This is a genomic window from Streptomyces sp. adm13(2018) (assembly GCF_008042145.1).
GTDB lineage: Bacteria > Actinomycetota > Actinomycetes > Streptomycetales > Streptomycetaceae > Streptomyces.
Map to the genome: position 1 here is coordinate 674880 of NZ_RDBH01000129.1, position 20518 is coordinate 695397.

The 20518-nt window shown below is 71.5% G+C and carries 18 protein-coding genes; 9 read left to right on the forward strand and 9 right to left on the reverse strand.

The window, feature by feature from the left end; genetic code table 11:
• Positions 1-60 precede the first annotated feature (60 nt).
• Both recO and EAO70_RS19635 read left to right on the forward strand, forming a co-directional pair.
• A complete protein-coding gene (gene recO, locus EAO70_RS19630; protein WP_148004190.1) occupies positions 61-810 on the forward strand; it encodes a DNA repair protein RecO in 750 nt (249 codons plus the stop codon).
• 17 nt (positions 811-827) lie between these two features.
• Complete coding sequence (locus tag EAO70_RS19635; RefSeq protein WP_148004191.1) at positions 828-1652, forward strand: isoprenyl transferase; 825 nt, start codon at positions 828-830, stop codon at positions 1650-1652.
• A gap of 53 nt (positions 1653-1705) precedes the next feature.
• Here the strand turns inward: EAO70_RS19635 and EAO70_RS19640 are convergent, their stop codons facing one another.
• From EAO70_RS19640 to EAO70_RS19655, 4 genes are all read right to left on the reverse strand, one after another.
• Positions 1706-2116 (reverse strand): Fur family transcriptional regulator, encoded by a 411-nt coding sequence (locus tag EAO70_RS19640; protein ID WP_148004192.1) that lies wholly within the window; start codon positions 2114-2116, stop codon positions 1706-1708.
• 71 nt (positions 2117-2187) lie between these two features.
• The gene (locus EAO70_RS19645) at positions 2188-3081 is read right to left on the reverse strand and encodes a metal ABC transporter permease (RefSeq protein ID WP_148004193.1); all 894 of its coding nucleotides are present in this window, start codon (positions 3079-3081) and stop codon (positions 2188-2190) included.
• Between the two features lie 16 nt (positions 3082-3097).
• On the reverse strand, positions 3098-3877 hold the full coding sequence (locus EAO70_RS19650) for a metal ABC transporter ATP-binding protein (RefSeq protein ID WP_148004194.1): 780 nt from the start codon (positions 3875-3877) through the stop codon (positions 3098-3100).
• A gap of 26 nt (positions 3878-3903) precedes the next feature.
• Positions 3904-4908: a zinc ABC transporter substrate-binding protein gene (locus tag EAO70_RS19655; protein WP_148004195.1), complete on the reverse strand. Its 1005-nt coding sequence runs from the start codon at positions 4906-4908 to the stop codon at positions 3904-3906.
• A 177-nt stretch (positions 4909-5085) separates the two neighbouring features.
• Between EAO70_RS19655 and EAO70_RS19660 the strand changes: the two genes are divergently transcribed.
• On the forward strand, positions 5086-6468 hold the full coding sequence (locus tag EAO70_RS19660; RefSeq protein WP_148004196.1) for a glycine--tRNA ligase: 1383 nt from the start codon (positions 5086-5088) through the stop codon (positions 6466-6468).
• A 102-nt stretch (positions 6469-6570) separates the two neighbouring features.
• Here EAO70_RS19660 and EAO70_RS19665 read toward each other — a convergent pair whose 3' ends face one another.
• From EAO70_RS19665 to EAO70_RS19675, 3 genes are all read right to left on the reverse strand, one after another.
• Positions 6571-7158 (reverse strand): TetR family transcriptional regulator, encoded by a 588-nt coding sequence (locus tag EAO70_RS19665; RefSeq protein WP_148004197.1) that lies wholly within the window; start codon positions 7156-7158, stop codon positions 6571-6573.
• A gap of 16 nt (positions 7159-7174) precedes the next feature.
• Positions 7175-8212 carry an aldo/keto reductase gene (locus EAO70_RS19670; RefSeq protein WP_148004198.1) on the reverse strand — a complete coding sequence of 346 codons (1038 nt, stop codon included), beginning with the start codon at positions 8210-8212 and terminating at the stop codon, positions 7175-7177.
• 85 nt (positions 8213-8297) lie between these two features.
• The gene (locus tag EAO70_RS19675) at positions 8298-9674 is read right to left on the reverse strand and encodes an MFS transporter (RefSeq protein WP_261993038.1); all 1377 of its coding nucleotides are present in this window, start codon (positions 9672-9674) and stop codon (positions 8298-8300) included.
• Positions 9675-9892: 218 nt separating this feature from the next.
• Between EAO70_RS19675 and EAO70_RS19680 the strand changes: the two genes are divergently transcribed.
• Positions 9893-10780 carry a helix-turn-helix domain-containing protein gene (locus EAO70_RS19680; protein ID WP_148005248.1) on the forward strand — a complete coding sequence of 296 codons (888 nt, stop codon included), beginning with the start codon at positions 9893-9895 and terminating at the stop codon, positions 10778-10780.
• On the opposite strand, the gene EAO70_RS19685 is transcribed toward EAO70_RS19680, so the two are convergent.
• Positions 10767-12227 (reverse strand): MFS transporter, encoded by a 1461-nt coding sequence (locus EAO70_RS19685; protein WP_148004199.1) that lies wholly within the window; start codon positions 12225-12227, stop codon positions 10767-10769. The genes EAO70_RS19680 and EAO70_RS19685 overlap by 14 nt on opposite strands.
• 52 nt (positions 12228-12279) lie before the next feature.
• Between EAO70_RS19685 and dusB the strand changes: the two genes are divergently transcribed.
• From dusB to EAO70_RS19700, 3 genes are all read left to right on the forward strand, one after another.
• Positions 12280-13416, forward strand: a complete 1137-nt coding sequence (gene dusB / locus EAO70_RS19690; RefSeq protein WP_148004200.1) for a tRNA dihydrouridine synthase DusB — start codon at positions 12280-12282, stop codon at positions 13414-13416.
• Positions 13417-13782: 366 nt separating this feature from the next.
• Entirely contained in the window at positions 13783-16494 is a 2712-nt protein-coding gene (gene ppdK, locus EAO70_RS19695; RefSeq protein ID WP_148004201.1) for a pyruvate, phosphate dikinase, read from the forward strand.
• A 578-nt stretch (positions 16495-17072) separates the two neighbouring features.
• Positions 17073-18095 (forward strand): ArsR/SmtB family transcription factor, encoded by a 1023-nt coding sequence (locus tag EAO70_RS19700; RefSeq protein WP_187283953.1) that lies wholly within the window; start codon positions 17073-17075, stop codon positions 18093-18095.
• A gap of 27 nt (positions 18096-18122) precedes the next feature.
• Here EAO70_RS19700 and EAO70_RS19705 read toward each other — a convergent pair whose 3' ends face one another.
• Positions 18123-19283: a PhoX family protein gene (locus tag EAO70_RS19705; RefSeq protein WP_148004202.1), complete on the reverse strand. Its 1161-nt coding sequence runs from the start codon at positions 19281-19283 to the stop codon at positions 18123-18125.
• Between the two features lie 250 nt (positions 19284-19533).
• On the opposite strand from EAO70_RS19705, the gene EAO70_RS19710 reads away from it, so the two are divergent.
• Positions 19534-19983 carry a group III truncated hemoglobin gene (locus EAO70_RS19710; protein ID WP_148004203.1) on the forward strand — a complete coding sequence of 150 codons (450 nt, stop codon included), beginning with the start codon at positions 19534-19536 and terminating at the stop codon, positions 19981-19983.
• Between the two features lie 116 nt (positions 19984-20099).
• On the forward strand, positions 20100-20513 hold the full coding sequence (locus EAO70_RS19715) for a VOC family protein (RefSeq protein ID WP_148004204.1): 414 nt from the start codon (positions 20100-20102) through the stop codon (positions 20511-20513).
• Positions 20514-20518 lie beyond the last annotated feature (5 nt).

The following is a 20518-nucleotide window of genomic DNA, read 5'->3' on the forward strand; positions in this document are numbered from 1 at the left end:
GCCCCGAGGGCCCTTGCCACTCCGGCCCGGGACGCCCCCGGCGTACGCGAGAATGGGCGCATGAGTCTGTTCCGCGACGACGGCATCGTGCTGCGCACCCAGAAGCTGGGGGAAGCGGACCGCATCATCACCCTGCTCACCCGCGGCCACGGCCGGGTGCGGGCCGTCGCCCGCGGCGTCCGGCGCACCAAGTCGAAGTTCGGCGCGCGGCTCGAACCGTTCTCGCACGTGGACGTGCAGTTCTTCGCCCGGGGGAGCGAGCTGGTCGGGCGCGGGCTGCCGCTCTGCACCCAGAGCGAGACCATCGCCGCGTACGGCGGCGGCATCGTCACCGACTACGCCCGCTACACCGCCGGCACCGCGATGCTGGAGACGGCCGAGCGGTTCACCGACCACGAGGGCGAGCCCGCCGTGCAGCAGTACCTGCTGCTCGTCGGCGCCCTGCGGACGCTCGCCCGGGGCGAGCACGCCCCCCACCTCATCCTCGACGCCTTCCTCCTCCGCTCCCTCGCCGTGAACGGCTACGCGCCGAGCTTCGAGAACTGCGCCAAGTGCGGCATCCACGGCCCCAACAGGTTCTTCTCCGTCGGCGCGGGCGGCGTCATCTGCGGCGACTGCCGGGTCCCCGGAAGCGTCGTACCCTCGGCGGAGGCCATCGGCCTGCTCAGCGCGCTGCTCACCGGCGACTGGGCGACGGCGGACGCGTGCGAGCCGCGTCACGTCAGGGAGGGCAGCGGACTCGTGTCCGCCTATCTGCACTGGCACTTGGAGCGCGGCCTGCGCTCGCTGCGGTACGTAGAGAAAAGCTAGGTAGGAGAGACCACGTCATGGCCATCGCACGACTGCTCGGTCGACAGCGCCGGGAGTACAGCACCCCCGAGCCGCACCCGTCGGGCGCCCGCCCGCCGAAGCTCCAGTCCGAGCTCGTCCCGGAGCACGTCGCGATCGTCATGGACGGCAACGGCCGCTGGGCCAAGGAGCGCGGCCTGCCCCGCACCGAGGGCCACAAGGTCGGCGCCGAGCAGGTGCTCGACGTGCTCCAGGGCGCGATCGAGATGGGTGTGGGCTCGATCTCGCTCTACGCCTTCTCCACCGAGAACTGGAAGCGCTCCCCCGAGGAGGTGCGCTTCCTGATGAACTTCAACCGCGACTTCATCCGCAAGTCCCGCGACCAGCTCGACTCGCTGGGGGTGCGGGTGCGCTGGGTCGGCCGGATGCCCAAGCTGTGGAAGTCGGTCGCGAAGGAGCTCCAGATCGCGCAGGAGCAGACCAAGGACAACACGAAGCTCACGCTGTACTTCTGCATGAACTACGGCGGCCGCGCCGAGCTCACGGACGCGGCGCAGGCCCTCGCCGAGGACGTGCGGGCCGGCCGGCTCGACCCGGCGAAGATCACCGAGAAGACCATCCAGAAGTACCTCTACTACCCGGACATGCCGGACGTGGACCTCTTCCTGCGGCCCAGCGGCGAGCAGCGCACGTCCAACTACCTGATCTGGCAGAGCGCCTACGCCGAGATGGTCTTCCAGGACGTGCTCTGGCCCGACTTCGACCGCCGCGACCTCTGGCGCGCCTGCATCGAGTACGCCCAGCGCGACCGGCGCTTCGGCGGCGTCGACCCGGCCGACCTCGCGGTCCTCGACAAGAACTGAGCGCACGCGAAGGGGCCCGTACCGGATCGGCACGGGCCCCTTCGTATGTCAGGTCACTTCCCGGCGCAGTCGGCACAGGTGCCGAAGATCTCCACCGTGTGCGCCACGTTCACGAAGCCGTGCTCCGAGGCGATCGCCTCGGCCCACTGCTCCACCATCGGGCCCTCCACCTCCACGGCCTTGCCGCAGACCCGGCACACCAGATGGTGGTGGTGGTCGCCGGTCGAGCAGCGGCGGTACACCGTCTCGCCCTCGCTCGTGCGCAGCGCGTCGACCTCGCCCGCGTCCGCCAGGGACTGGAGCGTGCGGTAGACGGTGGTGAGGCCGACGGAGTCGCCGCGGTGCTTGAGCATGTCGTGCAGCTCCTGGGCGCTGCGGAACTCGTCCACCTCGTTCAGCGCCGCGGAGACGGCGGCACGCTGCTTGGTCGAGCGGCCTCGTACGGGGGGTCCTGCCGTCACCACGGGGGCCTCCTTGGATCCTTGTCTGCCCCCGCCATTCTGCCAGCCCCCCGCGGCCCCGCGTCCGGGCCGGATCAGACCTTCACGTCGTCCGAGGGGCGCCGGGTCGCCGGAACCGGCGCGTCGCAGCTCTCCGCGCCCGCCTCCGCCGCCCGCGCCCGGCGCTTGGCGAGGGGTGTGGCGAGCAGGGTGAGCAGGACGAAGACGCCGATCGCGTACAGGACGATCGTCGCGCCGGGCGGCACGTCCTGGTAGTACGAGGTGACCGTGCCGGCCAGGGTGACCGTGATGCCCGTCACCACCGCGAGGACGAAGGTCGCGCGGAAGGACTTCGACAGCTGCTGGGCCGCCGCGACCGGGACCACCATGAGCGCGCTGACCAGGAGCAGGCCGACGACCCGCATGGCGACCGTGACGGTCACCGCGGCCGTGACCGCGATCAGCAGGTTCAGGGCGCGCACCGGCAGGCCGGTGACCCGGGCGAACTCCTCGTCCTGGCTGACCGCGAAGAGCTGCCGGCGCAGTCCGACCGTGACCAGGACGACGAAGGCGGCCAGGATGCCGATCGCGGTGAGGTCCTCCTCGGAGACCGTGGAGAGCGAGCCGAAGAGGTACGAGCTGAGGTTGGCGTTGGAGCCGGTCGGCGAGAGGTTGATCAGCAGGACGCCGCCGGCCATGCCGCCGTAGAAGAGCAGCGCGAGCGCGAGGTCGCCGCGGGTCTTGCCGTACGCCCGGATCAGCTCCATGCCGACCGAGCCGACGACGGCGACGAGGGTCGCCATCCAGACCGGGCTGGAGTTCAGCAGGAAGCCGAGGCCGACGCCGGTCATGGCCACGTGGCCGATGCCGTCGCCCATCAGCGCCTGGCGGCGCTGGACCAGGTAGATGCCCACGGCGGGGGCGGTGATGCCGACGAGCACGGCCGCGAGGAGCGCGCGCTGCATGAAGGCGAGATCGAGCAGTTCCATGATCAGGTCAGCTTCCTCAGGTCAGCAGACCCGTACGGAGCGGCTCCCCGGCCGCGTGCGGATGGACGTGGTCGTGGCCCGGCAGCGCGTGCTGGCCGAGAGCCTCCGGCGGCGGGCCGTCGTGGACGACGCAGCCGTCGCGGAGCACGACCGCGCGGTCGATCAGCGGCTCCAGGGGGCCCAGCTCGTGCAGGACGAGGAGGACGGAGGTGCCGTCGGCGACCTGCTCGCGCAGCGTCGAGGCGAGGATCTCCTGGCTCGCGAGGTCCACGCCCGCCATCGGCTCGTCCATGATCAGCAGCTCCGGCTCGGCGGCCAGTGCGCGGGCGATCAGCACCCGCTGGTGCTGTCCGCCGGACAGCGCGGAGACGGAGTCCCTGGCGCGGTCGGCGAGACCGACGAGGTCGATGGCCCGCTCGACGGCGGCCTTGTCGGCCTTGGTCAGCCGGCCGAACCTGCGGCGGGAGAGGCGGCCGGAGGAGACGACCTCGCGGATGGTGGCGGGGACGCCGCTCGCGGCGGTGGTCCGCTGCGGCACGTAGCCGACCCGGGCCCACTCGCGGAACCGCCTCCGCTCCGTGCCGAACAGCTCGATCGTGCCGCCGGTCAGCGGCACCTGGCCGATGACGGCGCGGACCGCGGTGGACTTGCCGGAGCCGTTGGCGCCGAGCAGGGCGACGACCTCACCGCGGCGGACGGTGAGGTCGACGCCGCGGAGGACGGGCCGGGCGCCGAGGGCGGCGGTGGCTCCGCGGACGGAGATGACGGCTTCCCGTTCCGGGGTCGGGGGGGCCATGGCTCGTACCTCCTGCTGTGCGGTGATCACTTCGCGCCGAGGGCCTTCTGCAGCGCGGCGAGGTTGGAGCGCATGACCTCGATGTAGTCATCGCCCTTGGACGTGTCCGTGATTCCCTCCAGCGGGTCGAGCACGTCGGTCTTCAGGCCGGCGTCGCCGGCGAGGGTCTTCGCGGTCTTGTCGCTCGCGAGGGTCTCGAAGAAGACGGTGGTGACCTTGTCCTTCTTCGCGACGTCCTGGAGTTCCTTGATCCGGGCGGGGCTCGGCTCCGACTCGGGGTCGATGCCGGAGATGCCCTCCTGGTCGAGGCCGTAGCGCTCGGCGAGGTAGCCGAAGGCGGAGTGGGTGGTGATGAAGGTCTTCGTCGCGGTGTTCTTCAGGCCGTCGGCGAAGGCGGTGTTCAGGTCGCCGAGCTTCTCGACGAGGGCGTCGGTGTTCTTCCGGTAGTCGGCGGCGTTCGCCGGGTCGGCCTTCTCCAGGGCGCTTCCGACGCCCTTGGCCACCTCGGCGTACTTCACCGGGTCGAGCCAGACGTGCGGGTCGTTGCCGGCCTCGGAGCCGTGGTCGTGCCCGGCCTCCTCCTCCGCGTGCCCGTCCTCGGCGTGCTCGCCCTCGGCGTGGTCGTGGCCCTCGTGGCCGGCCCCGGTGCCGTGGGCCTCCAGCTTGGTGAGGGTGGCGGCGTCGACGGTGTTCTTCACGCCGGCCTGGGCGATCGCGTCGTCCACGGCGGGCTGGATGCCCTTGAGGTAGAGGACGACGTCGGCCTCGCCGAGCTCGCCGATCTGCCGGGGCTTGAGCTCCAGGTCGTGGGGCTCGACGCCGGGCTTGGTGAGGGTGGTGACGGCGACGTGCCCGCCGCCTATCTGCTCGGCCAGGTACTGCATGGGGTAGAACGACGCCACCACGTCCAGCTTGCCGCCGCTTCCCTTGCCGGCCGCGTCGGACGTTCCGCCGCAGGCGGAGAGGGTGACGATGCCGAGCGTGACGGCTCCGGCGACGGCTGCGGTGGGTATGAGGCGACGTACGTTCATGACACTCATTTTCAACAAAACTGGAAACGATTGTCAATTGTCGTACGTGTGGCCCGCCCCACGCGGGACCCCGGAGGGCGGCGGCGGGAGCCGCTCGCAGAACCGATTTGATACGGGGGGTGCGGGCGCCGGTAACCTGAGGCATTCGCACTTCGTCGTCGTAATGAAGAGAGCACCGTGGCCGCCGACAAGATCGACACCATCGTCAGCCTGAGCAAGCGCCGTGGCTTCGTCTACCCGTGCAGCGAGATCTACGGCGGCCAGCGTGCCGCCTGGGACTACGGACCGCTGGGTGTCGAACTGAAGGAGAACCTGAAGCGCCAGTGGTGGCGTTACATGGTCACCTCGCGTGAGGACGTCGTCGGCATCGACTCGTCGGTCATCCTGGCCACCGAGGTCTGGGAGGCCTCCGGTCACGTCGCCACCTTCACCGACCCGCTGACCGAGTGCACCTCCTGCCACAAGCGCTTCCGCGCGGACCACCTGGAGGAGGCGTACGAGGAGAAGCACGGCCGCCTCCCCGAGAACGGCTTCGCCGACCTCAACTGCCCGAACTGCGGCAACAAGGGCACCTTCACCGAGCCCAAGCAGTTCTCCGGCCTGCTCTCCACCCACCTCGGCCCGGCCCAGGACACCGCCTCCGTCGCGTACCTGCGTCCCGAGACCGCGCAGGGCATCTTCACCAACTTCTCCCAGGTGAAGACCACTTCGCGCAAGAAGCCGCCGTTCGGCATCGGCCAGATGGGCAAGTCCTTCCGGAACGAGATCACTCCGGGCAACTTCATCTTCCGCACCCGCGAGTTCGAGCAGATGGAGATGGAGTTCTTCGTCAAGCCGGGCGAGGACGAGCAGTGGCAGGAATACTGGATGGAGCAGCGCTGGAACTGGTACACGGGCCTGGGTCTCCGTGAGGAGAACATGCGCTGGTACGAGCACCCCAAGGAGAAGCTCTCCCACTACTCGAAGCGCACCGCCGACATCGAGTACCGCTTCCAGTTCGGCGGCAACGAGTGGGGCGAGCTGGAGGGTGTCGCCAACCGCACCGACTACGACCTGAACGCGCACGCCAAGGCCTCCGGCGCCAACCTGACCTACCTGGACCAGGAGTCCGGCGAGTCGTACACGCCGTACGTCATCGAGCCCGCCGCCGGTGTCGGCCGCGCGATGCTGGCCTTCCTCCTCGACGCGTACAACGAGGACGAGGCCCCCAACGCCAAGGGCGTCATGGAGAAGCGCGTGGTGCTGCGCCTCGACCACCGCCTGGCCCCGGTCAAGGCCGCGGTGCTGCCGCTCTCCCGCAACGCGCAGCTCTCCCCGAAGGCCAAGGGCCTGGCTGCGGACCTGCGCCAGAACTGGAACATCGAGTTCGACGACGCCGGCGCCATCGGCCGCCGCTACCGCCGCCAGGACGAGATCGGCACCCCGTACTGCGTGACCGTCGACTTCGACACCCTCGAGGACAACGCGGTGACCGTGCGCGAGCGCGACACCATGAAGCAGGAGCGCGTCTCCCTGGACCAGATCCAGGGCTACCTGGGCAGCCGCCTCCTCGGCTGCTGATCCGGCTCCGCACGCACGGCGAAGCCCCCGGTTCCTCCATGGAACCGGGGGCTTTCCCGTGTCCTCGGGCGGGCGGGGCGCCCGCGTGGGCCGGGGGCGCCGTCAGGTGCGCAGGCCGCGGAGCAGCAGGCTCACCACCGACTCGAACTCGGTCTCGATCGTGGGGCGCCGCCACTCCGGGGCGTAGCCCGGGTCGTGGAAGCGGGCGGTGGCGTAGAAGAGGGCGCGGGCCGTCGATTCGGGGTCGGGTGCGGTGAACTCCGCCTCCCGGGACCCTTCTTCGACGATCGACCGGACCTGGTCGATCAGGACGCCGATGTGCCGGTCGACCACTCCGCTGTTCTCGTCGATCAGCACGTTGTACGTGGCGAACAGCTCGGGGTCGTCGCCCGCCTTGTGGCGCTTGGCCTCGAAGAGGAGGGCGAACCACTCGTGGAGCTTGGCCGGCGCCGCAAGGCCCGGTGTCGCCGTCAGCTCGGCGAGCGCGGTCTCGGTGCGCGAGAGCCAGCGCTCCGTCACCGCCTCGCGCAGCGCCGCCTTGGTGCGGAAGTGCCGGTAGACGCTGCCGTGGCTGACGCCGAGGACCCGGGCCACGTCCACGACGGTCGCCTTCGCCGGTCCGTAGCGGCGCAGCACCTCCTCGGTGGCTTCGAGGATGCGCTCGGCGGTCAGGGTCTCGGTGGCGGCCATGGAAGGACAGTACCCGTCAGTGCTCGCTGTCCAGATGCGCCATCTGCGCCGCCGGGTAGCGCTCGCCCGCGGCGGAGCCCGCCGGGACGGCCTCCTCGATCGCCGCCAGGTCTGCGGCGTCTAGCGTGACGTCCAGGGCGCCGAGTGCCTCCGCCAGCCGGTCCGTCCGGCGGGCGCCGACCAGCGGGACGATGTCCGTGCCCTGCCGCTCGGCCTGGGCGAGGACCCAGGCGATCGCGGTCTGCGCCACGGTCACGCCCTTGGCCTCGGCGAGCGCCCGCAGCCGCTCCACCAGGTCCAGGTTCCGCTGGAGGTTCTCGCCCTGGAAGCGCGGGCTCATGCCGCGGAAGTCGCCGGCGGCCAGCTCCCGGTCCCGGGTGAAGTGGCCGCTGATCAGTCCGCGCGACAGGACGCCGTACGCCGTGACGCCGATGCCCAGTTCCCGGGCGGTCGGCAGGATCTTCTCCTCGATCGACCGGGAGATCAGGGAGTACTCGATCTGGAGGTCCGAGATCGGGGCGACGGCGGCCGCCCGGCGCAGGGTGTCGGCGCCGACCTCGGAGAGCCCGATGTGCCGCACGTGGCCCGCCTCGACCAGTTCGGCGATGGCGCCGACGGTCTCCTCGATCGGCACGTCGGAGTCGACGCGGGCGATCCGGTAGATGTCGATGTGGTCGGTGCCGAGCCGCTGGAGCGAGTAGGCCGCGAAGTTCTTCACGGCGGCCGGGCGGCCGTCATAGCCGGTGAAGCCGCCCTCGACGGTGCGCAGGGCGCCGAACTTCACGCTGGTCAGGGCCTGCTCGCGGGCGGCCGTGGGGGCAGTGCGCAGCGCCTCCTGGATCAGCAGCTCGTTGTGCCCCATCCCGTAGAAGTCGCCGGTGTCGAGCAGGGTCACCCCCGCGTCCAGGGCGGCGTGGATCGTCGCGATCGACTCGGCGCGGTCGCTCTCGCCGTACAGCGCGGACATGCCCATGCAGCCCAGGCCCAGGACGGAGACCTCGGGGCCGGTGGCGCCGAGCCGGCGGGTGGGGACGGGGCGGCTGGTGGTGGTCATGGCGGTCTCCTCGGAGTCCGTGAGCGGTGGATCGGTCGGGTGGATCCGTCGGACAGGACAACCATGGCATGAGCGATGACAGATTTCAACATCTGTCATTCGTTCGGGTGTACGGGGGGCGGTGAGGCTCGGTGGGGCGGGCGGCACGCGCGCGGCGCCGGCGCCTAGCCCGTCTGCCTCGGCAGGCGGGCGAGGTCGACAGACCCAGGTAGAGGGAGCCCAGCGTGGCCACGCCGAGGGCCAGGGCCGACTGCTGGGTCGTCACCATCACCCCGCTGCCCACCCCCGCCCGCTCGCCGGGGACCTCCGAGAGGATCACCCGGAAGAGCACCGGGAGCTGGAGGCCCTGGCCGAGTCCCGCGATCGCCATGCCGGGCAGCAGCACCGCCACCGACAGGTCCGGCCAGGCGCGCCATACGGTCGCCGCGAGCAGGGCGATGCCGACGCCCTGGATCAGTCCGCCGGCCGTCACCACGCGCGTGCCCCAGCGCCGTACCAGCCGGGGGCCCGCCAGCGAGGCGCCGAAGAACGCCAGGGCCATCGGCACCAGGGCCAGGCCCGAGGCGACCGCCCCCAGGCCGAGCCCCTGCTGGAGCGCGACCGCGATCACGAACATGAAGCCGCCGAAGCCCATGCAGAGCGGCAGCAGCAGCACCAGACCGCGCCGCAGCGACACGAGCCCGAGCAGGCTCGGCGGGACCAGCGGCATGCCGCCCCGGCGGTCCGTCCGCCGCTCCACCCGCCAGAACGCCACCGCCGCGAACGGGAACACGGCCAGCGACACCCACGTCCACACCGGCCAGCCCGCCGCGCGGCCCTCCGTGAGCGGCGCGAGCAGGGTGGTCRGCGCCAGGGCCAGCAGCACGGTGCCCGGTACGTCCACCGGCGCCGGGCGGTCCGAACGGGTCTCCGGGACCGTACGGAAGGCCAGGACCAGGCCGACCACCGCCACCGGCACGTTCACCAGGAAGACCGCGCGCCAGCCCGAGCCCGCGAGGTCGGCGGCCACCAGGACCCCGCCCAGGATCTGCCCGGCGACCATCGAGAGCCCCGCGGTCGCCCCGTACAGGCTCAGCGCGCGGGCCCGGCGGGCGCCCTCCGTCGAGGAGTGGATGGTCGCGAGGACCTGCGGCAGCATCAGCGCCGCCGCGGCGCCCTGCGCCACCCGCGCCCCGACGAGCGTCCAGGCGTCCGGGGCGAGACCGCAGGCCAGCGAGGTCAGGCCGAAGGCCGCCATGCCGGCCAGGAAGAGCCGCCGGCGTCCGAAGAGGTCGCCCAGCCGCCCGCCGAGGACCAGCAGGACGGCGTACGACAGGCCGTACCCGGCGACGACGAGTTCCAGGAGCGCCGGGCCCGCCGCCAGGTCGTGGTCGATCGAGGGCAGGGCGACGTTGACGATGAAGAAGTCGATCAGCGGGAGGGCCGCGCCGAGCAGCACGGTGAACAGGCCGAGCGGACCCAGCGCCGGCCGGCCGTGGACGACGGCACCCGCCCCGGGCGGGGTGCCGCCCGGGGCGGGCGCCGGAGGACCCTGAGGTCCCTGGGAACGGGGGGAAGCGGAGGTCGTAGTCACGCATCCGACGATCCGCCGCCGCTCAGCCTGGTACCAGAGTGTCTTTATCCTGGTAGAAGGAGTACCTGGCACGCGGCCGGACGGCCCGGCACCCTGGGAGCGTGACGATGACGACGGCGGAACCCGGCACGCGGCGCCACGAGCTCGCCGCCTTCCTGCGCAGCCGGCGCGAGCGCATCACCCCCGAGCAGGTCGGCCTGCCCCGGGGACGGCGCCGCCGCACCCCCGGGCTGCGCCGCGAGGAGGTCGCCCAGCTCTCCGCCGTCGGCGTCACCTGGTACACCTGGCTCGAACAGGCCCGCGACATCCAGGTCTCCCCGCAGGTCCTCGACGCCCTCGCGGGCGCCCTGCTGCTCGACCCCACCGAGCGCAGCCACCTCTTCGCCCTCGCCGCGCAGAGCGACCCGCACCCCGAGACGGCCTGCCCGGCCGTCACCCCCGCGCTGCGCGCCCTGCTCCGCCAGCTGGAGCCCGTCCCCGCCTGCGTCCAGAACAGCCGGTACGACTTCCTCGCCTACAACCGCACCTTCGGACGGCTCTACCGCGACCTGGACGCGCTGCCCCGCGAGGACCGCAACACCCTCTGGCTCGCCTTCACCGACGAGGAGTTCCGGGCCGCCTTCGGCGACCTCCCCGAGGTCCTGCGCGCGATGGTCGGCAAGCTCCGCGCCTCGATGGCCGAGCACCTGGCCGAACCCGCCTGGAAGGCGCTGGTCCAGCGGCTCCAGGAGGCCTCCCCGGAGTTCCGCGAGCTGTGGGAGCGCCGCGACGTCGCCGACCTCGCCGGCCGCGCCAAGGTCATCCGCAACGCCGAGGTCGGCGTGCTGCGCCTGGAGCACACCAACCTCTGGCTCGGCCCGGCCGCCGGACCGCGCGTCGGCACGTACGTGCCCCTCGACGAGGAGTCCCGGGAACGGCTCGAACGGCTCCTGGAGCTCGCCGTGCGCGACGAGGCGCGGGCGGCCCGGAAGGCCCAGGCCCTCACCGCCGCCTGAGCGGCAGGTCCGTCCCGTCCGCCCGCGGCGTCCCCTCGTCGTCCGTCTCCAGGGAGCGGGCCGTCCGCTCCGCCGTGCGGCGCGCCCACGCGCCGCTGGTCAGCGCGCCGACCACGAGGACCGCGAGGCCGCAGGCCGTCACCACCCAGTAGCCGGGCCGCGCCGCCGCCACGAAGTCCTCGGGGGAGGTTCCGGCGCCCACCCCGGTCGCGAGCACCGTGCCGACGACCGCGACCCCGAGCGTCTGCCCGACCTGCCGGCTCGTCGAGGCCACCGCCGCCGCCACCCCGGCCTGCGCCCGGGGCATCCCGGAGACGGCCGTGTTGGTGATCGGCGCGTTCACCAGACCGAAGCCGATGCCGAAGGCCACGTACCCGGTGAAGAGCAGCGGATCGCGGGTCTCCGCCTCGAAGGCCGCGAAGAGCAGCGCCCCCGCCGCCATCGCCGTACCCGCGAGGAGCAGCGGGAGGCGGGGTCCACGCGCGCCCGTGAGGCGTCCGGACAGCGGGGCGAAGACCAGGGTCATGCCCGCCATCGGCAGCACGTACAGGCCGGCCTCCAGCGGGGACAGGCCGCGCACCTCCTGGAGGTACAGGGTGTTCAGGAACAGGAACCCGGCGAAGCCCGAGAAGGCGCAGACCGCGACGACGGTGGCGCCGCTGAACGGGGCGCTGTGGAAGAACCGCAGGTCGATCAGGGGTTCGCGGCGCCGGGGCTCGTACACCAGGACACCGGCGAGCGCCGCCACCGCGATCCCGGCGAAGAGCGGGTCGGTCTCGATGATCGCGTACGTGAGGGAGCCGAGGAGCGCGGCCACCAGGAGCTGTCCGACCGGGTCCGGGCGGCGGGGCCGGGGCGCGCGGGACTCGGGGACGTACCGCAGGGTGAGGAGCAGGGCGACGAGGGCGACCGGCAGGTTGACCCAGAAGATCGCCCGCCAGCCGACCGACTCGACCAGCACACCGCCCACCAGCGGCCCCAGGGCCAGGGAGATGCCGACGACCCCGCCCCAGACGCCGATGGCACGCGCGCGTGCGGCGGGTTCGGTGAAGGTGTTGGTGATGATCGACATGGCGACCGGGTTGAGCATGGAGCCGCCGACCGCCTGCACCGCGCGGAAGGCGATCAGCGCCTCCAGGCTCGGCGCCAGGGAGCAGAGCAGCGAGCCCAGGGCGAAGACGACGAGCCCGGTCAGGAAGACCCTGCGGCGGCCGATCCGGTCGGCGGTGGAGCCGGCCAGCATCAGCAGCGAGGCCAGGACCAGGGTGTACGCGTCGATGACCCACTGCATGCCGGAGACGGAGGCGTCGAGGTCGTCGCGCAGCGCGGGCAGGGCGACGTTGAGCGCGGTGTTGTCCAGGCTGACGATCAGCAGGCTCATGCAGCAGATCGCCAGGACGACGAGCTGCCGGCGCCGGGGGAGCTGCGCGCGTGTGAGCTCTGGCATGTTCGGATGGTACGGCCGACTCATGACCGGCGCAGTGCGCGACAATGGTCCGATGACCGCGTTCTCCCCTCTTGCCATCGGCCCGCACATCGTGCAGCCGCCGGTGGTGCTCGCCCCGATGGCCGGCATCACCAACGCCCCCTTCCGCACCCTCTGCCGCGAGTTCAGCGGAGGCAAGGGGCTGTTCGTGAGCGAGATGATCACGACGCGGGCCCTGGTCGAGCGCAACGACAAGACGATGCAGCTCATCCGCTTCGACGCGACCGAGCAGCCGCGCTCCATCCAGCTGTACGGGGTGGACCCGGTGACGGTCGGCAAGGCCGTGCGCATGATCGTCGACGAGGACCTCGCCGACCACATCGACCTGAACTTCGGCTGCCCGGTCCCCAAGGTGACCCGCAAGGGCGGCGGCTCGGCCCTGCCCTACAAGCGGCCGCTGCTGCGGGCGATCCTCCACGAGGCCGTGGGCAACGCGGGCGACCTGCCGGTCACGATGAAGATGCGCAAGGGCATCGACGACGACCACATCACCTATCTGGACGCCGGCCGGATCGCGGTCGAGGAGGGCGTCACGGCGATCGCGCTGCACGGGCGGACGGCGGCGCAGCACTACGGCGGTACGGCGGACTGGGACGCGATCGCGCGGCTCAAGGAGCACGTGCCGGAGATCCCGGTGCTGGGCAACGGCGACATCTGGTCCGCCGACGACGCCCTGCGGATGATGCGGGAGACGGGCTGCGACGGCGTGGTCGTCGGGCGCGGCTGCCTGGGGCGGCCGTGGCTCTTCGCGGATCTGGTGGCGGCCTTCGAGGGGACCGGGGCCTCCGCGGCGCCGGGGCTGCGGGTGGTCGCGGAGGCGATGGTGCGGCATGCCCGGCTGCTCGGGGAGTGGATCGGCGACGAGGCACGCGGTGTCATCGACTTCCGCAAGCACGTGGCCTGGTACTTGAAGGGCTTCTCGGTGGGGTCCGAGATGCGCAAGAAGCTGGCGATCACCTCGTCCCTCGACGAACTGAGCGCTCAGTTGAGCGAGCTGGACCTGGATCAGTCGTGGCCGACGGGCGCCGATGGCCCTCGGGGGCGTACGTCCGGAAACAACCGGGTTGTCCTGCCGGACGGCTGGTTGAAGGACCCCTACGACTGCTCGGGCGTGAGCGAGGACGCCGAGCTGGACACGTCCGGCGGCTGAGATTCGGCCCTGATTCGGCCGTTCCGGGGGAGTGATCCTCGCCACCCTTGAGGGGGGTGGTGCTCAGATGAGCAGGTTACGAACGGCTGCACCGCCTGAAGGGTGGCACGGGGTGCCACCCTTTTTGCGTTCAAGAGGTGAACGCAAGTGCTGCGATGTTCGCTCATCTGAGCGCCTTCTCTCCGGTTTCGGTCATGGCGTCTTCGGAGTCTGAAACCGGAAGCTACTTCTCGGTTACTTTCGAAGTGCTGGCGGACGGGTGGTTAAGGCCACGTGACCGCTAGGCGTACCTCCCCAGAAGCCTTTGATCTGGGTATGTTCCTCGCCGTCAGGGCAGCCAACCGAGTCATCGAGGAGTCGGGACCCGTGTCGGAAAACAATGATCAGAAGTTCGTGTACGACTTCACCGAGGGCAACAGGGACCTGAAGGACCTGCTCGGTGGCAAGGGCGCGAACCTGGCCGAGATGACCAACCTCGGTCTGCCGGTCCCCCCCGGGTTCACGATCACCACCGAGGCGTGCAAGGTCTACCTCGAGAGCGGCTCGGAGCCGGTCGCGCTCCGCGACGAGGTGAGCGCCCACCTCGACGCGCTGGAGCAGCGCATGGGCAAGAAGCTCGGCCAGGCCGACGACCCGCTGCTGGTCTCGGTGCGCTCCGGGGCGAAGTTCTCCATGCCGGGCATGATGGACACCGTCCTCAACATCGGCCTCTCCGACGCCTCCGTCGTCGGTCTGGCCCGCCAGGCGGACAACGAGCGCTTCGCGTGGGACTCGTACCGCCGCCTCATCCAGATGTTCGGCAAGACCGTCCTCGGCGTCGAGGGCGAGCTCTTCGAGGACGCGCTGGACGAGGCGAAGGCCGCGAAGAAGGTCGCCAGTGACACCGACCTCGGCGGCGCCGACCTCCAGCAGGTCGTCGAGCACTTCAAGCGGATCGTGAAGACCGAGACCGGCCGCGACTTCCCCCAGGACCCGCGCGAGCAGATGGACCTCGCCATCGAGGCCGTCTTCAACTCCTGGAACACCGACCGCGCCAAGCTGTACCGCCGCCAGGAGCGCATCCCGGGCGACCTCGGCACCGCCGTCAACGTCTGCTCGATGGTCTTCGGCAACCTCGGCCCGGACTCCGGCACCGGCGTCGCCTTCACCCGCGACCCCGCCTCCGGCCACGAGGGCGTCTACGGCGACTACCTGCAGAACGCGCAGGGCGAGGACGTCGTCGCCGGCATCCGCAACACCGTGCCGCTGGCCGACCTCGAGGGCATCGACAAGGCCTCGTACGACCAGCTCATGGACATCATGAACACGCTGGAGACCCACTACAAGGATCTCTGCGACATCGAGTTCACCATCGAGCGCGGCCAGCTCTGGATGCTCCAGACCCGCGTCGGCAAGCGCACCGCCGGTGCCGCCTTCCGCATCGCCACCCAGCTCGTGGACCAGGGCCTGATCGACGAGGCCGAGGCGCTCCAGCGCGTCACCGGCGCCCAGCTCGCCCAGCTGATGTTCCCCAAGTTCGACGAGGCCGCCAAGGTCGAGCAGATCGGGCGCGGCATCGCCGCCTCCCCGGGCGCCGCCGTCGGCAAGGCCGTCTTCGACTCGTACACCGCCGTCAAGTGGTCCCGCTCGGGCGAGAAGGTCATCCTGATCCGCCGCGAGACCAACCCGGACGACCTGGACGGCATGATCGCCGCCGAGGGCATCCTCACCTCCCGGGGCGGCAAGACCTCGCACGCCGCCGTCGTCGCCCGCGGCATGGGCAAGACCTGTGTCTGCGGCGCCGAGGAGCTGGAGGTCGACACCAAGCGCCGCCGGATGACCACGGCCGACGGCCAGGTCGTCGAGGAGGGCGACGTCGTCTCCATCGACGGCTCCACCGGCAAGGTCTACCTCGGTGAGGTACCGGTCGTGCCGTCCCCGGTCGTCGAGTACTTCGAGGGCCGCATGCACGCCGGCGCCGACGACGCCGACGAGCTCGTCCAGGCCGTCCACCGGATCATGGCCTACGCCGACCGCGTCCGCCGGCTGCGCGTCCGCGCCAACGCCGACAACGCCGAGGACGCCAACCGCGCCCGCCGCTTCGGCGCCCAGGGTATCGGCCTCTGCCGTACCGAGCACATGTTCCTCGGCGAGCGCCGCCAGTTCGTGGAGCGGCTCATCCTGGCCGACACCGACGCCGAGCGCGACGACGCCCTGGAAGCCCTCCTGCCGCTCCAGCAGACGGACTTCGTCGAGCTCTTCGAGGCCATGGACGGGCTGCCCGTCACGGTCCGCCTGCTCGACCCGCCGCTGCACGAGTTCCTGCCCGACATCACCGAGCTGTCGGTGCGCGTCGCCCTCGCCGAGTCCCGCAAGGAGCCGCACGAGAACGACCTGCGCCTGCTCCAGGCCGTGCACCGGCTGCACGAGCAGAACCCGATGCTGGGTCTGCGCGGCGTCCGTCTCGGTCTGGTCATCCCCGGCCTGTTCACCATGCAGGTCCGGGCGATCGCCGAGGCCGCGGCCCAGCGCCTCGACGCCAAGGGCGACCCGCGCGTCGAGATCATGATCCCGCTCGTCGGCACCGTCCAGGAGCTGGAGATCGTCCGCGAGGAGGCCGAGCAGGTCATCGCCGAGGTCCAGGCCCGCACCGGCGTCGAGCTCAAGCTCGCCCTCGGCACCATGATCGAGCTGCCGCGCGCCGCCGTGACCGCCGGTCAGATCGCCGAGGCCGCGGAGTTCTTCTCCTTCGGCACCAACGACCTGACGCAGACGGTCTGGGGCTTCTCCCGCGACGACGTGGAGGCCTCGTTCTTCACCGCGTACCTGGAGAAGGGCATCTTCGGGGTCAGCCCCTTCGAGACCATCGACAAGGACGGTGTCGGCGCGCTCGTGCGCAGCGCCGTCGAGGCCGGCCGCGCCACCCGCCCCGACATCAAGCTCGGTGTCTGCGGCGAGCACGGCGGCGACCCGGAGTCGGTGCACTTCTTCCACGAGGTCGGTCTGGACTACGTCTCCTGCTCGCCCTTCCGGATCCCGGTGGCGCGTCTGGAGGCCGGCCGTGCGGCGGCCGAGTCGAAGGGCAGCGACAGCCGCTGAGTCCTGCTGAACGGGGGGTCAGGAGCGGCGGTCGGGCCCTCCTGAACCCCCGTTCAGCAGCGGGAATCACCGAACCACTCCGGTACGACCGGGGCCGCCGCCGGCCACTCCACCACCCTCACCGGCGGGCGGCGGCCCCGGAATCACGGCGACGGGACGGACACCTCTGTGCGGAGGTGTCCGTCCCGTCGTTTGTTTGTCGAGCGGTTGTGAGGAGGTGTTCAATTGCGCCTGATTGAATTATTGGCCGTTGAACTTTCTCGTCCTCCGCAAAGGATCCACCGCAAAGAATGGGGCGGGCGCGACCCCCGGATCCCCACCCGGAGGCCGCGCCCTTTACCTGTGCCGGGCAGGTGAGCCGCAACCCTCGCCGACCGCCGCCGGACGGGCAAAGCCCCCCACGGTCTTCACCACGTCACCTCGGTCCAGAAGGTTTCCTGCCCGACCCGTACAGCTTTTCGGTTCCGCCCCCATTGCCGCGATGCTTTTCAACTGTGGCTGAAACACCCTGGTAACGTGCAGTGATGCTGTGCATACTCGACGTCGGGGGTGGTTGCGAGTGCACAGGTGGGGACGTCATGCTGCGGATTCATTTCACCGGAAACGATCTGGCGGGGGTACGGACCGCCGCCCGGCCCGATGTTCTGTGGGAAACGATTCTCAGCTTTCACCGTTTAAGGGACCGGCGCGGCCCGGTCGTCTTCGGGGATTGGCGCTCCGAAACCCGGATGCGGCTCGGTGGTGAGACGAGGCTCCTCGCGGCGCTCGTTCCCAGCCGCGGCTATTTTCCCGACTTCCTGACGCCCGCCGAGGGCGTCCACGGGCTCGACGAGGGCCTGGACGCGGTCCGCGGCACCGACCCCGGCCGACTGCGCGGCGAGCTCTCCCTCCTCGCCGCCGACCGCTCCGGCGGGCGCACGGTGCCGCACTCGCTGCGGGCCCTCGCCGACGGCGGCGCGGCGCCCTTCGGCCGGCTCCTGGGGGCGCTGCGGAGCTACCACCGCGCCGCCGTGGAGCCGTACTGGCCGCACATCAGGGCCCGGGTCGAGGCGGACCGGGCCCGGCGGGGCCGCGCGCTCCTGGACGGCGGCGCGGACGAACTCCTCGCCTCGCTGCCGCCGATGCTGCGCTGGCGCGCGCCCGTCCTGGAGGCCGACTACCCGGTCGACCGGGACGTCCATCTCGACGGGCGGGGGCTGCTGCTCCAGCCCTCGTACTTCTGCCGGGGGACCCCCGTGGTGCTGCGCGACCCCGCGCTGCCGCCGGTCCTCGTCTACCCCGTCACCCACGGCGAGGCGCCGACCGTGCGGTCGCCGGGCGGCTCCTCGCTCGCCAAACTGGTCGGCCAGACCCGCTCGGCCGTCCTGCACGCCATCGGCGACGGCGGCACGACGAGCGAGCTCGCCCGCCGGGCCGGGGTGTCGCTGGCCTCGGCGAGCCAGCACGCGGGGGTGCTGCGCGAGGCGGGGCTCATCGCGACGCTGCGGCACGGGAACGCGGTCCTGCACACCCTGACGCCGCTGGGCGCCGCCCTGCTCGGCGGCGCCCAGCGGACGGTGGACCTGCGGTGCTACGCGCGGAACGGGTCGGCCGGCTCGTAGGGGGCGGGGCCCGCCGGCCGCGCGGCGTCAGGCGCGGAACGGGCCCTTCACCTCGTACGTGATGCCGCCGGAGGAACTGCCGCTGGTGCCGCGCTGGCTGGAGAAGTAGAGGCGCCGGCCGTCGGGGGAGAAGGCGGGGCCGGTGATCTCCGAGGAGGCCTGGCCGTTGATCCGCAGGAACGGCGCGACGACGTCGTCCGGGGTGATGACGCAGATCTCCATGTTGCCGCCGTCCTCGGCGATGAACAGGTCGCCGGAGGAGGAGCCGGTGACGTTGTCGACGCCGGTGAGCGGGGCGGCGCCGCCGGGCACGAGCGAGTCGTCGTAGGCCAGCTCGTAGGTGCCGGAGGCGAGGTTCAGCTGCCAGAGCCGGTTGTCGCCCTTGGTGGTGAACCAGACGGTGTCGTTGGCGTAGTGGCAGCCCTCGCCGCCGTTGAACTTCTTCGCGCCCGAGACCTGGCTGCGGGTCGCGGTCGGGGAGCCGTCCGGGTCCGGGACGTTCTGCCAGCTGAACGAGCCGCTCGCGGCGGTGCCCGCGACCAGCACCTGGAGGGTGCCGGCGGAGAGGTTCCCCCAGGTGGTGGGGATGAAGCGGTAGAAGCAGCCGTTCGTCTCGTCCTCGGTCAGGTAGACGACCTTGCGCACCGGGTCCGCCGCGGCGGCCTCGTGCTTGAAGCGGCCCATGGCGTCCCGTCGGACGGCCGCGTTCACCCCGTACGGGTCGGTCTCGTAGACGTACCCGAGGCTGACCTCCTCGCAGGAGAGCCAGGTGTTCCACGGGGTCCTGCCGCCCGCGCAGTTCTGCCGGGTGCCGGACAGCACGCGGTACGCGCCGGTGACCGTGCCGGTCGAGTCGAACCGCAGCGCGCTCGCGCCGCCGCTCGGGTTGATCTCCGAGTTGGACACGTAGATCCAGCCGGTGCCGTCGGCGAAGCAGGCGCCGCCGTCGGGGGCGCTGTGCCAGGCGTACGAGGTGCCGGGCACCGTCTGGCCCGACCGTGCGACGACCCGGCTGGTGAAGCCGGCGGGCAGCAGGACGCCGTTGGCGTCCGCCGCGCCGAGGGCGCCGTACGGGCCCGCGCCGGGCTGCGCGGGGGCCGCGTAGGCGGCGCCGTGCATCAGGGTGCCGCCGAAGGCCGCTGCCGACGTGCCGATGACCGCTCCGCGCAGAAAACTGCGTCGCTCCACGTCTCACTCCTGGGAAGGGTGGTGACTCGCCCCGTCAGACCGGTCGGCGACGGGGTCGCGCGTTTCCGGAAACTAGGAGTACGGAATTGACTGTGCATCAACAAGCGATGAAGGGGAAGCGGCGGGTCCCTGTCGGGCGGGCGGGGGCGGGGGGGCGTGCCCCGGCGGGCAGTGGGGTGCTTTGGGGGGGCTTGTGGCGGCGGGACCTTCGGCTCTTGGGCTGAGCCCGTCCTGCGGGGACACTGGGGGCATGCGTACCACCCGGGACATCAGGGGCCGAGACGACCTCGACGTGCTGCTGCGGCGGTTCTACACCGCCGCCTTCGCCGACCCCCTCATCGGGCCGTTCTTCACCGAGATCGCCGGGACCGGCCTGGAGACGCACCTGCCGCGCATCACCGACTTCTGGGAGCGCGCCCTCTTCCGTACCACCGACTACGGCCGCGACGCCTTCGCGCCGCACGCCGCGCTCCACTCCGTCCGGCCCCTCACCGCCGCCCACTTCGGGCGCTGGGTGCAGCTCTGGCACGCCGCCGTCGACGGTCTGCACACCGGCCCGCGCGCCGAGCGGGCCAAGGGCCAGGGCGAGCGGATCGCCGTCGCGATGCTGCGCCGGCTCGCCGGACCCGGCGTCGGTACGGCGGGCGGGGGCGGTGGATTCGTACCGCTGGCGGCCCTCGAGCTGCGCTCCGCCGCCTGAACGAAAAAGAATCTCGGGAGAGCGATGAGTTACGGGCGGGACGCCCGTCCTACCTCTTGAAAGCGCCGGAGCGACCGAAGCGACCGGAGCGACCGCGAGGGAAGAGAGAGCGCACCATGGCCCCGCAGATGATCTTCGTGAACCTGCCCGTCAAGAGTGTCGACGCCAGCAGGGCCTTCTTCGAGAAGCTCGGCTTCTCCCACAACCCGCTGTTCAGCGACGCCACCACCACCTGTGTGGTCTTCAGCGACACGATCTTCGCGATGCTCCTGGAGGAGGAGAAGTTCCGGTCCTTCATGGCCCCCGGCAAGGAGATCTCCGACGCCACCAAGGCGACCGAGGTCCTGGTCACCCTGAGCGCCGAGAGCCGCGAGAAGTGCGACGAGCTGGCCGACGCGGCCCTCGCCGCGGGCGGTACCCCGGCGAAGGACGCGATGGACATGGGCTTCATGTACGGCCGCTCGTTCACGGACCTGGACGGCCACCACTGGGAGGTCTTCTGGATGGACCCGGCGGCCACCCAGGGCTGAGCCCC